The sequence below is a fragment of the Amycolatopsis vancoresmycina genome (assembly GCF_000716785.1).
Classification (GTDB): domain Bacteria; phylum Actinomycetota; class Actinomycetes; order Mycobacteriales; family Pseudonocardiaceae; genus Amycolatopsis; species Amycolatopsis vancoresmycina.
Map to the genome: position 1 here is coordinate 404094 of NZ_JNYY01000016.1, position 13179 is coordinate 417272.

The following is a 13179-nucleotide window of genomic DNA, read 5'->3' on the forward strand; positions in this document are numbered from 1 at the left end:
TGAGTCATTCGCGACGTTGCGGCGCGGCCGGCTCAAGGGGCGACGGGACCCTCCGCCGCGACCAGCTCGACCTCGAACCCGGACTCGTTCTCCAGGTAAGCCGCGTAGTGGGCGGCGCCGCCCGCGTGCGGGTACTTCTCCGCGAACAGCGGGCGCCAGCCGTGCCCTTGCGCCCGGGCTGCCAGGGCGTCGACCTGGGCTCGGGTGGCCACGTGCAGCGCCAGGTGGTTCAGGCCCGGCCGAGTGCGCTCGTGCTGCGCCGCGCTCAGGCCCGGCGACTCCTCGACCACCACGTAGGTCGCGCCGAGCCGCCAGCTCACGCCCGCCGGCCAGCGCTGGAACTCGCGCCAGCCCAGCTCGCCGAGGAGCCAGCCCCAGCTGCGTTCCGCCTCGGCGAGGTCCGGCACCCACAGCTCGACGTGGTGCGGCCGCCCGTGCACCGCCGGCAGCGCCACCAGCACCCGGTGCAGGTCGCCGTAGTGGACGCCGCTGCCGACGTCCAGGAACCCCAGGCGGCCGGCCACCCGTCGGCTCGCCGCGTTCCGCTCGTGGACCAGTGCCCAGACCGCCGGGAGCCCGAGCGTGCCGAGCCCGTGGTCCAGCAGCGCGCGGGCGGCCTCGGTGGCCAGGCCCTGTCCCGCGTGCGCGCCCGCGACGTAGTAGCCCAGCTCGGGCACCTCGCCCGGCAGCTCCCACGACGGCCGCAGGTGCGCGACGCCGATCACCTCGCCGTCGCGCTCGATCACCCAGTGGCCCTGGCCCGCCGGGCCGCGGTAGGCGAGGCGGCGGTCCACCATCGCGCTCGCCGTGGCTGGGTCGGAGAAGTCCGCCGCGAAGTACCGGCTCATCTCCGGGTCGGCGAACACCTTCACCACGGCTTCGCGGTCCGCCTCGGTCAGTGGCCGCAGCGTCAGCCGCGGCGTCGCCAGCAGGGTCATCCCGCGTGGGTGGCGAGCCAGCGCAGGGCGAGCGGGTAGCCGTCCACGCCGAGACCCGCGATCACCGCGGTCGCGATGTCCGAAAGCACGCTGTGGTGCCGGAACGCCTCCCGCTTGTGCACGTTCGAGATGTGCAGCTCGATCAGCGGCGCGGTCAGCTGCGCCGCGGCGTCGCGGACCGCGATCGAGTAGTGCGTCCACGCGCCGGCGTTGAGGACCACCGGATTGCCGCCGTCGGCGGCCTCGTGCAGCCAGCCGACCAGCTCGCCCTCGAAGTCGGTCTGCCGGACCTCGACCTCGATCCCGAGCTCGTCGCCGGTCTTGACGCACAGCGCCGCGAGATCGTCGTGGGTGGTCGAGCCGTAGACCGACGGCTCGCGCTTGCCGAGCCGGCCGAGGTTGGGGCCGTTGAACACGAACGTCTTCACAGCAGGACGCTCCCGCCGCTGCGGGTCGGCGTCTCCGCCGCGATCGCCGAGTACGCGGCCGCCAGCAGCGCCGGGTCCGGGCCTTCGAGCCGGCCGGGCTTGCCGACGCCGTCGAGGACGACGAACCGCAGCGCCCCCGAGCGGGTCTTCTTGTCGCCCTTCATGGTCTCCAGCAGCTGCGGCAGCGCGTCGGCGTCGTAGGTCGTCGGGAGGCCGAGCAGCTTCAGCACGGACGCGTGGCGTTCGGCCGTGGCGTCGTCGAGCCGGCCGGCCAGCCGCGCCAGCTCGGCGGCGAACACCAGGCCGACGCTGACCGCGGCGCCGTGGCGCCAGCGGTACCGCTCGCGGCGCTCGATGGCGTGGCCGAGCGTGTGCCCGTAGTTGAGGATCTCCCGCAGGTCGGACTCGCGCAGGTCGGCGGCCACCACGTCGGCCTTGACCTGGATCGACCGGCGCACCAGCTCGGCCAGGACGTCGCCGGCCGGGTCGAGCGCCGCGGCCGGCCCGGCCTCGATCAGTTCGAGGATCCGCGGATCGGCGATGAAGCCGGTCTTGACGACCTCGGCCATCCCGGCGACGAGCTCGTTCGGCGGGAGCGTCTCCAGGGTGGCGAGGTCGACGAACACCGCGCTCGGCTCGTGGAACACCCCGACGAGGTTCTTGCCGGCCTCGGTGTTGATGCCGGTCTTGCCGCCGACCGAGGCGTCGACCATGCCGAGCAGCGTGGTCGGCACGTTCACCAGCCGGACCCCGCGCATCCACGTGCCCGCGACGAACCCGGCGAGATCGGTGACCGCGCCGCCGCCGAGGCCGACCACGACACCGCGGCGGTCCAGCCCGATCCGGCCGAGCACCTCCCAGCAGAAGCCCGCGACGGTCAGCGACTTGCCGTCCTCGGCGTCCGGGATTTCGACGCGGTGGGCGTCGAGGCCCGCGGCGTTGAGCTCGTCGCGGATGGCCTCGGCCGTGGCGGTCAGCGTGGGCGGGTGGATCAGCGCGATCTTCGAGGCGTCGGCCAGGTGCTCGGTGAGGTCGCCGAGCAGGCCGCGCCCGACCACGACGTCGTAGGGCTGGGCGGTGGCGACCGGGATGCGCACCGGATCTGACACGGGGTGACTCACTCCTTGGCTTCGGCGGGAGCGGCGAGCTCCGCCACGAGGTGCGCGACGATCTCGGTGGGCGACCGGTCGTCGGTGACGATCTCGACGGTGGCGACCTCGCGGTAGACGGGCACCCGCTCGTCGAGCAGTTTCTTGAAGGTGGCGCGGGGGTTCACCCCGGCCAGCAACGGCCGCGCGGAGGACAGCCCGGTGCGCTGCACCCCCGCCGCCAGGCCGACGTTGAGGAAAACCACGGTGTGCCGGGCGAGCCGCGCCCGGGTGCCCGGGGTGAGCGGGGCGCCGCCGCCGAGGGAGAGCACGCCGTCGTGCTCCGCCAGCGCGGTGGCGACCGCCGCTTCTTCCAGTGCGCGGAAGGCGGGTTCGCCGTCTTCGGCGAAGATGTCGGAGATGCTGCGCCCGGCCCACGCGACGATGTCGTCGTCACTGTCCCGGAACGCGACGCCGAGCGAAGCCGCCAGCAGCGGCCCGACCGTGCTCTTGCCCGAGCCGGGCGGGCCGACGATCACCGCGCGAGGACTCACCAGCGCTCCTCGAGGGCTTTGAGGTACGCCTCGGCGTTGCGCTTGCTCTCGGCGAGCGAGTCGCCGCCGAACTTCTCCAGCGCGGCGTCGGCCAGGACGAGCGCCACCACCGACTCCAGCACGACCCCGGCGCGCGGCACCGCGCAGACGTCGGACCGCTGGTGGATGGCCACCGCGGGCTCACCGGTCTTGACGTCCACTGTGGACAGTGCTTTGGGGACGGTCGAGATCGGCTTCATGGCCACCCGGACGCGCAGCGGCTCGCCGTTGGTGATGCCGCCTTCCAGGCCGCCCGCGCGGTTGGACCGGCGGGTGACGCCGACCGGGCCGGTGCCGCGATCGATCTCGTCGTGCGCCTGGCTGCCCCAGCGGCGGGCGGTGGTGAAGCCGTCGCCGACCTCGACGCCCTTCATCGCCTGGACGCCCATCAGGGCGCCGGCCAGCCGCGCGTCGAGGCGCCGGTCCCAGTGGACGTGCGAGCCGAGGCCCGGGGGAAGGCCGTAGGCGAGGACCTCGATCACGCCGCCGACGGTGTCACCCGCCTTCCGCACGGCGTCGACCTCCGCGACCATCGCGTCGGTGCCCTCCTGGCTGAACGCGCGCACCGGGCTTTCGTCGATGGCGGGCAGGTCACCCGGCTGCGGGAGCGGCCCTTCGGGCGCGTCGGCGCCGCCGATGGAGACGACGTGGCTGAGGATCTCGACGCCGAGCAGCTGTTGGAGGAAGTTGCGCGCGACGGTGCCGAGCGCGGTCCGCGACGCCGTCTCGCGGGCGCTCGCGCGCTCCAGGACGGGACGCGCCTCGTCGAAGCCGTACTTCTGCATGCCGGGCAGGTCCGCGTGGCCCGGGCGGGGCCGGGTGAGCGGTTCGTTGCGCGCGAGGCCTTCGAGCACCTGCGGGTCGACCGGGTCGGCCGCCATGACCTGTTCCCACTTGGGCCACTCGGCGTTCTCGATGTGGACGGCGACCGGGCCGCCCTGGGTGAGGCCGTGGCGGACGCCGCCGAGGAACTCGATGTGGTCGGTCTCGAAGCCCATCCGCGGGCTGCGGCCGAAGCCGAGCCGGCGCCGGGCGAGCTGCTCGGTGACGTCGGCGGTGGTGACGGCGACCCCGGCGGGCATGCCTTCGAGCACGGCGGCCAGCGCGGGTCCGTGCGATTCACCTGCGGTGATCCAGCGCAACATGGGCTCAATCCTGTCACGGGCGGGGTGCGGGGCATGCCTCCGGTCATGCCGAGCCGGGGAAGAGGGCGCACAGCCAGGTGGCGGTGAGCAGCGCGGGCCCGTGGGGAACGCGCGGGTTCCGCCGCACGGCGGCGACGGCCAGGCTGAACAGCGCAGCCAGGACGGCCGCGGCCGCGAGGGCGGCCCACCCGGCGGCCCCCAGCACGACGCCGAGGCTGCCGGACAGTTTGACGTCGCCGGCGCCGAGACTGCCCGGCGCCCTCCGGCGGACCAGGGCGTGCGCGCCGCCGAAGAGCACGGCACCGACAGCCGCGCGGAGGGCGTGTGACGGCCCGCCACCGCCGAGCGAAGCGGCCCCGACGGCGGTGCCGAAGAGCGGGTAGGCAGGCAGGGTCAGGACGTCGGGCAGCCGGAGGTGCCGGAGGTCGGCGAGGGCGAGCGGGACCGCGACAACGGTCAGCAGGACGGGCACGGGCAGCCACGACGCGGACCAGCCGCCCGCGAGCCAGCGCGAGGTGGCGACGGCCACGCCGAGGGCGGCCAGGACGGCGGTGAGGGGCAGCGGGATCGGCGCAGAGGCGCGCTTCAGCAGGGCCGCGGTGGCGGGTGCGGTGGCGGCGCCGGTGGCCGCCGCGGTGGTGGTGACGAGGAGCGGGAAGGTCATGGATCCAGCCTGCTGCGGCCGGGACGAGCGGGGCAATCACCGGTTTCCGCGAACGGAGGGTTCGCGACGTTTTCGGCCCGGAATCACTCCTGTGGGCGACGGCCGCGGCGGGGCTTCGGGGGCGCGGAGGGCTGGGCTTCGCTGAATTGGTGGGGCCGGATCGCGTACTTGGACGGTCGACTCGCGTGATTGGAAGGTCGACTCGCGCGCCGGCTGGGTCAGCTTCCGTACCCAGACGGACAACTCGCGTACCCAGACGGACGACTCGCGTGACTGGAGCCGCAACTCACGTGATTGGGAGCGGAACTCGCGTGACTAGAGGGGTATCTCGCGTGATTGGGGAGGCATCTCGCGTGATTGGAGGGGCATCTTGGGTGATTGGGGGGAGGGGATCCGGGGCCCCCTGCGGCCCGGATCCCCTCCGTCAGAGGGTCAGGCGGAGGAGGGCCAGGCCGCTTCCCGTGCGGACTTCGAGGGCCGTCAGGTCCGAAGCCTTCAGGGCCGTGCCGATCACGATGCGGGCCGTGTTGTCCGGGACCGCCTTCCACGTCGCCAGCTGCGTCTCCTGCCCCGAGCGGGAGATCGCCACCAGGACGTACTCGCCGCTGCTGCGGTCGCCCGTGTAGCTGCACGACATGTCCACCTGCGTGCCCCACGAGAAGGCGTCGAGGCGGGCGTCCGCGCGGACCGGGAACGCGCCCAGCGCCGTCATCGCCAGCGCAGGCGGCGCAGGCGGCGGAGCGGGCGAAGGCGCCGAAGCCACCACTGCCAGCGCGACGCACGCCGACACCGCCAGCGCGGCCGATGCGGACGTCACCGCCGTGCGGATCCGGCGGCCGCGGCGGACGCGGCGCAGCACCGACGGCAGCAGGTCCGGTGGGGGCGGCGCAAGGTCGGGCGGCACCGCCGGGGCGTCGACCCTGGCCAGCAGCCCCGGCAGGCCCGCCAGTTCGCGGACCGAGGCCGCGCAGCGGTCGCACGTGCGCAGGTGCTCCTCGAAGCGCTGCCGGTCCTCGGGGGACAGCGCGCCCAGCACGTAGGCGGCGTCGAACGTCGCGAACGGGTCCTCGCTCACTGGGTCACCCCCCTCTCCTCGAGCACCAACCGCAGCGCGCGCAACGCGTAGTGCGTACGCGACTTGACCGTCCCTTCGGCCACGCCCAGCTTCAGCGCGGCGTCCGCCACCGAATAGCCGTGGAAGTAACACAGGACCAGCACCTCGCGGTGCCGTTCCGACAGCTCGGCCAGCGCCTCCGCGACCAGCCAGCCCTGCACCGCGCGGTCGGTGCCGTCGGCGACCGTGCCCTCCGGCGGCCGGTCGGTGACCACCTCCGACCGGTTCGACGCCGACCGCCAGCCGTCGATGGCGATCCGCCGCGCCACCGTGAACAGCCACGCCCGCGCCGAGCCCTGCGACTGGTCCAGCACCGACGGCGACCGCCAGGCCCGCAGCAGCGTCTCCTGGAGGACGTCCTCGGCCCGGATCCGGTCACCGGAGGTCAGGTGCAGCGCGTAGGACCACAGCGCGGCCGCGTGCTCCTCGTGCAACGCGCGCATCAGCGCTTCTTCGGCGACTTCTCCCACGAATTCAGGCCGAGACCCGGCGCCGGTCCTTCACGAACAGCAGCGCCAGGCCGCCCACGATGCAGACCGCCTCCGTGATGACGCCCCAGTACTCCGGCTGGCTGTTGAACTGGTCGTGGTTGCCGGCGAACCCGACCGTCGCGGCCAGCAGGTACGCGCCGAGCGTCAGGGCCCCGAAGCCGAACGCGCCCAGCGCGGGCAGCCAGTGCCGCCAGGCCAGTACCGCGATCGCCAGCACGAGCCCGGCGATCGCGTCGAGCAGGAACAGCGGCCCCACGATGCCCGGGTAGTCCTCTGTCCACAGGAAGTAGTGCACGCCCGCCGAACCCAGCAACGCGGCCGCCACGACGATGCGCAGAACCCAACTCACCATGATCGTTCCTCCACTCCACACCCACTCCGGTAGATACACGGAACAGGGGGCGATCCGGTTCACCGGGAATTGAACCGAACGGGTGCCGATCTCGTTCAGTAGGGCATGACAGCCGAACTGCACTCCCGCCGCACCGTCCTGTCCACCGGCGCCGCCGTCGCCGGTGCCGCCGTCGGCGCCGTCGCGCTCTCCGCCTGCTCGTCCGAGCCGGGCGCCAAGTCGGGCACCGCGCAGGCGCCGATCGCCGCCGGCACGCCGCTCGTCGCGCTCTCCGACGTCCCGGTCGGCCAGGCGAAGGCCGCCAAGGCCCCGGACGGTTCGGACGTGATCGTGGCCCGGACGTCCGAGTCGGCCGCCGCCGCGTTCAGCGCCGTGTGCACGCACCAGGGCTGCACGGTCGCGCCGAAGGGCGCCGACCTGGTCTGCCCGTGCCACGGTTCGGTGTTCAACGCGCTCACCGGCGAGGTCAAGCAGGGCCCGGCGAACAAGCCGCTGCCGTCCGTGCCGGTCAAGGTCGAGAACGGGAAGGTCGTGACCGGCTGAGAGCCGGGCGCACGCGAAGGGCCCTTGTGGACGATCGTCCCCAAGGGCCCGGCGTGTGACAGAGAGAACTCAGGCGTCCCAGCTGAACAGCCGGCCGGCCGCCGCGATGTCGCGCCCGGTGTCCAGTCCGGACAGCACCTCCGCCGACGCGTCCAGCGCGACGACCGGGACGATCGCCGAGTAGCCCGCCGCGGTCACCGCCTCCGGGTCCCAGCTGACGATCGGCTGGCCGGCCCGCACCTGCTCGCCCTTGACGACGTGCAGCGTGAAGCCCTCGCCCTTCTCCTTGACCGTGTCGATGCCCAGGTGGACCAGCACGGCCTTGCCGTCCTCGGTCGCCACGACGTAGGCGTGCGGGTGCAGCGTCGCGACCGTGCCGTCGACCGGCGCGACGGCGTCCGAGCGGCCGCCCGAAGGCTGCACGGCGATGCCCGGGCCCACCATGGCCTGCGCGAACACCGGGTCCGGGACCTCGGTGATCGGCACCACGCGCCCGGCGACCGGGCTGAGGATCTCCAGGCTCACAGCAGGTCCTCGATGTCGCTGGCGATCGTGTCCGCCTCCGGCCCGACGATCACCTGCAGGGCCGTCGACCCCATCTTCACCACGCCCATCGCGCCGGCTTTCTTCAGCGCCGCTTCGTCGACGAGGCTCATGTCCTCGACCTCGCAGCGCAGCCGCGTGATGCAGCCCTCGACCTCGGTGAGATTGCCCGCGCCGCCGAGTGCCGCGAGGATCTTTTCGGGCCTGTCATCCGCCATCGCGGTCTCCTTGATCACTGTTTGTTCCCAACCTGACGCGAACCGCGTGTCCACCTGTACTACGCCGTTCGTCCGCTTGCACCCCGCCGCGGGCCACGAACGGATAACGGTGGTTGACACCCGTCCTCGCAGCGGAGCATCCTGCCCCATCAGATCATTGGTCTAGACCGGAACGTACCAATGTTCCGGGCCGGATGCGAGCACCGGTCCCCGGTGCCGCGAGAACGAGGAGGGTGACGCCGATGAGCGCGGCCGCGCACGTCCCGCCGCCCGACAAGGTTGTCAACGGGCCCACGCCCAAGCACGCCCAGCTGCGGGAAATCCTCCGCCGCACGGTGGAGCGCGAGCTCCCGCCGGGTGCGCCGATCCCGTCGGAACGCGAGCTGGCCCAGCGCTACGGCGTGTCGCGGCTCACGGTCCGGTCGGCGATCGGCAAGCTGGTCGAGGAGGGCCTGCTCGCCCGGGTCCGCGGCAAGGGTACGTTCACCGCGGCCCGGCGGATGGAGCTGCAGCTCTACCTGATGTCGTTCACCGACGACATGCGGAGGCGGGGGCTGACCCCGACGACCGAGGTGGTCTCCGCGGCCACCGAGGTGCCGCCCACCGCCTCGGCACACGCCCTCGGCCTGGCCGAGGGCGCTCCGGCGCACCACCTGGTGCGGTTGCGGCACGCCGACGGCGTGCCACTGGCCGTCGAACGCGGCTGGTACCACGCGGGCCGGGCGCCCGGCCTGCTCGAACTGGACCTGACCCAGTCCATTTACTCGCAGCTGGCCGAGACGTACGGTGTGCGTCCCGACCAGGCGTGGCAGACGGTCTGGGCCGAAGGCGCGGACCGCGAGACGGCCCGGCTGCTCGGCATGCGCGCCGGCAGCCCGCTGCTCGTGTTCCGGCGGGTCTCCAGCGCGAACGGCGACCCGATCGAAGACATCACGTCCTGGTACCGGGGAGATCACTACCAGGTGACCATGCAGTTGGACCGGAACACCCCGGAACCCGGTCAACCACCCCACTATGGAGGATCCAGATGAGTTCGACCACCGCGGAGGGGGCGAAGAAGAGCGGCAGCGGTCTCGCCGGTCTTCAGCGCTTCGGCCGTAGCCTCATGCTTCCGATCGCCGTGCTCCCGGCGGCGGGCATCCTGCTCCGGTTCGGCCAGGACGACATGCTCGGCAAGGACGGCCTGGGCTGGAACAAGGTCGCTTCGGTGCTCGGCGCCGCGGGCGGCACGCTGTTCAACTGGCTGCCGCTGCTGTTCGCGGTCGGCATCGCCGTCGGTTTCGCCAAGAAGGGCGACGGCTCGACCGCCGTCGCAGCGGTCGTCGGCTTCTTCGTGTTCAGCGCCGTCGTCCAGGTGTTCGCCCCGCTGAGCGACCTGCCCGGCTACAAGGCGGGCGCGACCGAGCTGGCGCCGATCAAGTGGCCGTACTCGGTGCTGGCCGGTGTCGTGGTCGGCATCGTGGCAGCGTTGCTGTGGCAGAAGTACCACCGCATCAAGCTGCCCGCCTACCTGGCGTTCTTCGGCGGCCGCCGGTTCGTCCCGATCATCACCGCGGGCGTCATGGTGATCCTCGGCGTGATCTTCGGCCTGGTCTTCCACTGGGTGAACAGCGGCATCGAGTCCGCCGGCGACGCGGTCACCGCCTCCCCGATCGTCGGTGGCGGCATCTACGGCGCGCTGAACCGCCTCCTCATCCCGGTCGGTCTGCACCAGCTGCTGAACGTCCCGGTCTGGTTCATCTTCGACGGCGGTGACATCAACAACTTCGTCGCGGGCAAGATGTCGGCGGGCGCGTTCACCACGGGCTTCTTCCCGATCTTCATGTTCGCCCTGCCCGCGGCCGCGCTGGCCATCTGGCAGACGGCCCGCCCGGCGCAGCGGAAGGTCGTCGGCGGTGTGATGATCGCCGGCGCGCTGACCTCGTTCCTGACCGGTGTCACCGAGCCGATCGAGTTCTCGTTCATGTTCGTCGCGTGGCCGCTGTACCTGTTCCACGCGATCATGACCGGCACCTCGCTGGCGATCTGCAACGCGCTGGGCATCCACCAGAGCTTCAACTTCTCCGCGGGCGCGATCGACTACCTGCTCAACTTCGGCGCCCCGGCGGCGCAGAAGCCGTGGCTGCTGATCCCGATCGGGCTCGTCTACGCGGTGATCTACTACGTGGTCTTCCGGTTCGCGATCGTCAAGTTCAACCTGCGGACCCCGGGCCGCGAGGACGACTCGATCGAGGCCGACCTCGACCGCACCGCCGCCGCGTAACATCCGTACCGACGTAGGAAACCGTAGGGAGAGGACGAACATGCCGGAGAAACGCGTCGCCGTGGCCAGCAAGGTGGGGCTGCACGCCCGGCCGGCCGCGCTGGTGGCGAAGACGGCCGCGGCGCAGCCCGTCGCGGTGCAGATCGCCAAGGCCGGCGGGAACCCGGTGGCCGCCGGCAGCGTGCTCAACCTGATGACCCTGGCCGCCGGCTACGGCGACGAGGTGATCATCAGCGCCGAGGGCGAGGGCGCCGAGGAGGCCGTGGAAGCGGTCGCCCAGCTGGTCGCCACCGACCTGGACGCCTGAGGCACCACCCCCGCGAAGGCCCCCGCACCGGCTCCCCGACAGCCGGTGCGGGGGCCTTCGCGGCGTTTCGTAGGCTGGCGGCATGGAGAGTGTGCGCCTGATCGACGAGTGGCCGGTGGACAACGCCGCGACGGCCGTGGTTTCGGCCGGCGGAGACGTCGTCGGCAGCCACGGCGACACGGCGCGGAAGTTCCGGCTGGCTTCGGTTTCCAAACCGCTGACCGCCTACGCCGCCCTCATCGCGATCGAAGAGGGCGTCGTCGAGCTCGGTACCCCGGCCGGCCCCGAGGGTTCGACCGTGCGGCACCTGCTGGCCCACACCTCCGGGCTCGCCTTCGACGCGCACAAGGCGATGGCCGAGCCGGGCACCCGGCGCCTGTACTCCAACGCCGGGTTCGAGCAGCTGGCCGACGCGCTGGCCGAGCACTCCGGCATCCCCTTCGCGCAGTACCAGGCCGAAGCGCTGTTCGCGCCGCTCGGCATGACGTCGACCACGCTGGACGGCTCGCCCGCCTCCGGCGCGGTGTCCACAGTGGACGACCTGGCCGCGTTCGCCGCCGAGCTGCAGGCACCGAAGCTGCTCGACCCGGCCACCGTCGCCGAAGCGACGAACGTCGTGTTCCCCGGGCTTTCCGGCGTGCTGCCCGGGTTCGGCCACCAGAAGCCCAACGACTGGGGCCTCGGCTTCGAGATCCGCGACCACAAGAGCCCGCACTGGACCGGCGCGCACAGCTCGCCGCGGACGTTCGGCCACTTCGGCCAGTCGGGCACGTTCCTCTGGGTGGACCCGGACGCGGGCGCGGCCTGCGTCGCGCTGACCGACCGCGCGTTCGGCCCGTGGGCCGCCGAGGTCTGGCCGCGCTACACCGACGCCGTGCTGGCGGACCTGGGCGCGTGAAGCGGGTCCTCCTCGCCGCTCTCCTGCTGCTCGCGGCCTGCAGCGCGCCCCAGGCCGCACCCGCACCGACGACGTCCCCGGACGCACCGGAGGCTCCCGCGGCGCTCGGCACGAACGGCGCCGCGGTCCCGGTCCTGCGGTGGACGCCGTGCCACGGGCAGTTCCAGTGCGCGGCCGCGGCCGTGCCGCTGAGCTACCGCGAGCCGCAGGGCGCCACCCTCTCGCTGGCCGTGATCCGGCTGCCGGCCGGCGACCCGGGACGGCGGCTCGGCTCGCTGTTCTTCAACTTCGGCGGCCCGGGCACCGACGGCGTCGGCGAGCTGACGCGGTTCGCCGCCCGCTACCCGCCCGAGCTGGGCGCCCGGTTCGACCTGGTGAGCTTCGACCCGCGCGGGATCGGCGGCTCGGCAGCGGTCAGCTGCCCCGGCGCGGACCAGCCGGCCGGATCGCCGCTGCGGCAGCCGGAGGCGTTCTGGGCCGCCGCGGCGGCGACCGGCAAGGCCTGCGCGGCCGGCGGCGCCCTGCTGAGCCACCTCTCCACGGCGAACGTCGCCCGGGACATGGAGCTGCTGCGCCAGGCCGTCGGGGACGCCTCGCTGAACTTCTACGGGTACTCCTACGGCACCTACCTCGGCGGTACGTACGCGAACCTGTTCCCGGACAAGGTCCGCGCGATGACGCTGGACGGCACGCTGGACCTCGTCGCGAACGCCACCGGAAAACCGGGCCAGGAGCACCAGCCGGTGGACGTGCGGGCCGACGTCGCCGGGGCCCAGCAGCAGGAGCTGGACGAGTTCTTCGCGGTCTGCGCCGCGGCTGGGCCCAAGTGTGCCTTCTCCGGCGGCGATCCGAAGGCGAAATTCGCCGGGATTTTCGCGCACGCCTCCCGCGGGCCGGGCGTGGGCTCCCTTATGAAGACCGTCAGCAGCGCGTTGTACCAGTCCGGCCGGTGGAAGCGGCTCGCCCAGACCCTGGCCGCGATGCCGGCGGACCCGGGCGCCGCGTCGCCGGTCCTCGACCCGTACGTGCCGGTGCACTCCCCCGGCTTTCTGGCCGTCCAGTGCCTCGACAGCGACAACCCGCAGTCGCCTGGGGACTACGCCGCCCTCGCCGCCCGGGAAAGCGCGCGGCAGCCGTATTTCGGGCTCGGCGCGGTGTACTCGATGGCGCAGTGCGCCGGCTGGCCGGCCCGCGACGAAGACCGGTACACCGGGCCGTGGAACCGGCCGCGCCGGAACCCGGTCCTGGTGCTGAACAACCGGTTCGACCCGGCGACGCCCCTGCACAACGCCGAGGCGACGGCGGCGGAACTCGGCGACGGGCGGGTGCTCGTCGTGGACGGCTACGGCCACACCTCCCTGGACGTCCCGAGCGCGTGCGCCTCGGCCGCCGTGGTGCGGTACCTGGCGGACCTGGCCACCCCAGCGGCCGGCACCACCTGCGCACCCGACACCGTCCCGTTCCCCTGACCCGCTCGTGAGTGAGAAACAGTGTTAGAGCCTGTTTTTGATGCCGTCTGTGGGTATGGGTCGGGCCTCTGCTAGTGATCTAGACACCACATCATGATCACAACCAGCAGAGGCCCGGTCTTCTT

Annotated in this window: 17 protein-coding genes; 6 read left to right on the top strand and 11 right to left on the bottom strand. The window is 72.7% G+C overall.

Translation table 11 applies throughout. The annotated features are described in order from the left end of the window. Positions 1–32: 32 nt before the first annotated feature. From OO60_RS33585 to OO60_RS33625, 9 genes are all read right to left on the bottom strand, one after another. On the bottom strand, positions 33–938 hold the full coding sequence (locus OO60_RS33585) for a GNAT family N-acetyltransferase (protein ID WP_003096348.1): 906 nt from the start codon (positions 936–938) through the stop codon (positions 33–35). Further along, on the bottom strand, positions 935–1366 hold the full coding sequence (aroQ, locus tag OO60_RS33590; RefSeq protein WP_003096347.1) for a type II 3-dehydroquinate dehydratase: 432 nt from the start codon (positions 1364–1366) through the stop codon (positions 935–937). Before aroQ ends, OO60_RS33585 begins: the two co-directional genes overlap by 4 nt. Continuing rightward, positions 1363–2475 carry a 3-dehydroquinate synthase gene (aroB, locus tag OO60_RS33595; RefSeq protein WP_003096345.1) on the bottom strand — a complete coding sequence of 371 codons (1113 nt, stop codon included), beginning with the start codon at positions 2473–2475 and terminating at the stop codon, positions 1363–1365. The genes aroQ and aroB overlap by 4 nt, the downstream gene beginning before the upstream one ends. 8 nt (positions 2476–2483) lie before the next feature. Further along, positions 2484–3008 carry a shikimate kinase gene (locus tag OO60_RS33600; RefSeq protein WP_205624220.1) on the bottom strand — a complete coding sequence of 175 codons (525 nt, stop codon included), beginning with the start codon at positions 3006–3008 and terminating at the stop codon, positions 2484–2486. Continuing rightward, positions 3005–4192 (bottom strand): chorismate synthase, encoded by a 1188-nt coding sequence (gene aroC / locus OO60_RS33605; RefSeq protein ID WP_003096341.1) that lies wholly within the window; start codon positions 4190–4192, stop codon positions 3005–3007. Before aroC ends, OO60_RS33600 begins: the two co-directional genes overlap by 4 nt. 43 nt (positions 4193–4235) lie before the next feature. Beyond that, entirely contained in the window at positions 4236–4856 is a 621-nt protein-coding gene (locus OO60_RS33610) for a prepilin peptidase (RefSeq protein WP_003096339.1), read from the bottom strand. Positions 4857–5280: 424 nt separating this feature from the next. Continuing rightward, positions 5281–5931, bottom strand: coding sequence for an anti-sigma factor family protein (locus tag OO60_RS33615; RefSeq protein WP_003096324.1), 651 nt, complete (start codon positions 5929–5931; stop codon positions 5281–5283). Then, positions 5928–6440: a sigma-70 family RNA polymerase sigma factor gene (locus tag OO60_RS33620; RefSeq protein WP_081655915.1), complete on the bottom strand. Its 513-nt coding sequence runs from the start codon at positions 6438–6440 to the stop codon at positions 5928–5930. The genes OO60_RS33615 and OO60_RS33620 overlap by 4 nt, the downstream gene beginning before the upstream one ends. A gap of 4 nt (positions 6441–6444) precedes the next feature. Beyond that, complete coding sequence (locus tag OO60_RS33625) at positions 6445–6813, bottom strand: hypothetical protein (RefSeq protein ID WP_003096318.1); 369 nt, start codon at positions 6811–6813, stop codon at positions 6445–6447. 105 nt (positions 6814–6918) lie between these two features. Between OO60_RS33625 and OO60_RS33630 the strand changes: the two genes are divergently transcribed. Next, positions 6919–7356, top strand: a complete 438-nt coding sequence (locus OO60_RS33630) for a QcrA and Rieske domain-containing protein (protein WP_003096315.1) — start codon at positions 6919–6921, stop codon at positions 7354–7356. 69 nt (positions 7357–7425) lie between these two features. On the opposite strand, the gene OO60_RS33635 is transcribed toward OO60_RS33630, so the two are convergent. Beyond that, the gene (locus OO60_RS33635; protein WP_003096313.1) at positions 7426–7881 is read right to left on the bottom strand and encodes a PTS sugar transporter subunit IIA; all 456 of its coding nucleotides are present in this window, start codon (positions 7879–7881) and stop codon (positions 7426–7428) included. Then, positions 7878–8117, bottom strand: a complete 240-nt coding sequence (locus OO60_RS33640; RefSeq protein WP_033262862.1) for a PTS sugar transporter subunit IIB — start codon at positions 8115–8117, stop codon at positions 7878–7880. Before OO60_RS33640 ends, OO60_RS33635 begins: the two co-directional genes overlap by 4 nt. Positions 8118–8359: 242 nt before the next feature. Here OO60_RS33640 and OO60_RS33645 point away from each other — a divergent pair, with 242 nt between their 5' ends. From OO60_RS33645 to OO60_RS33665, 5 genes are all read left to right on the top strand, one after another. After that, entirely contained in the window at positions 8360–9148 is a 789-nt protein-coding gene (locus OO60_RS33645) for a GntR family transcriptional regulator (RefSeq protein ID WP_003096309.1), read from the top strand. Beyond that, a complete protein-coding gene (locus OO60_RS33650) occupies positions 9145–10380 on the top strand; it encodes a PTS transporter subunit EIIC (RefSeq protein WP_003096307.1) in 1236 nt (411 codons plus the stop codon). The genes OO60_RS33645 and OO60_RS33650 overlap by 4 nt, the downstream gene beginning before the upstream one ends. 40 nt (positions 10381–10420) lie before the next feature. Beyond that, complete coding sequence (locus OO60_RS33655; RefSeq protein ID WP_003096303.1) at positions 10421–10687, top strand: HPr family phosphocarrier protein; 267 nt, start codon at positions 10421–10423, stop codon at positions 10685–10687. Between the two features lie 82 nt (positions 10688–10769). Further along, on the top strand, positions 10770–11585 hold the full coding sequence (locus OO60_RS33660; RefSeq protein ID WP_033262824.1) for a serine hydrolase domain-containing protein: 816 nt from the start codon (positions 10770–10772) through the stop codon (positions 11583–11585). Further along, positions 11582–13054 (top strand): alpha/beta hydrolase, encoded by a 1473-nt coding sequence (locus tag OO60_RS33665; protein ID WP_003096297.1) that lies wholly within the window; start codon positions 11582–11584, stop codon positions 13052–13054. The genes OO60_RS33660 and OO60_RS33665 overlap by 4 nt, the downstream gene beginning before the upstream one ends. Positions 13055–13179 lie beyond the last annotated feature (125 nt).

Bases quoted from the DNA above. Each gene is read 5' to 3' on its own strand.
- aroC (WP_003096341.1), bottom strand. From the start codon at position 4,192: ATGTTGCGCTGGATCACCGCAGGTGAATCGCACGGACCCGCGCTGGCC.
- OO60_RS33625 (WP_003096318.1), bottom strand. From the start codon at position 6,813: ATGGTGAGTTGGGTTCTGCGCATCGTCGTGGCGGCCGCGTTGCTGGGT.
- OO60_RS33660 (WP_033262824.1), top strand. From the start codon at position 10,770: ATGGAGAGTGTGCGCCTGATCGACGAGTGGCCGGTGGACAACGCCGCG.
- OO60_RS33610 (WP_003096339.1), bottom strand. From the start codon at position 4,856: ATGACCTTCCCGCTCCTCGTCACCACCACCGCGGCGGCCACCGGCGCC.
- OO60_RS33640 (WP_033262862.1), bottom strand. From the start codon at position 8,117: ATGGCGGATGACAGGCCCGAAAAGATCCTCGCGGCACTCGGCGGCGCG.
- OO60_RS33585 (WP_003096348.1), bottom strand. From the start codon at position 938: ATGACCCTGCTGGCGACGCCGCGGCTGACGCTGCGGCCACTGACCGAG.
- OO60_RS33655 (WP_003096303.1), top strand. From the start codon at position 10,421: ATGCCGGAGAAACGCGTCGCCGTGGCCAGCAAGGTGGGGCTGCACGCC.
- OO60_RS33645 (WP_003096309.1), top strand. From the start codon at position 8,360: ATGAGCGCGGCCGCGCACGTCCCGCCGCCCGACAAGGTTGTCAACGGG.
- OO60_RS33630 (WP_003096315.1), top strand. From the start codon at position 6,919: ATGACAGCCGAACTGCACTCCCGCCGCACCGTCCTGTCCACCGGCGCC.
- OO60_RS33650 (WP_003096307.1), top strand. From the start codon at position 9,145: ATGAGTTCGACCACCGCGGAGGGGGCGAAGAAGAGCGGCAGCGGTCTC.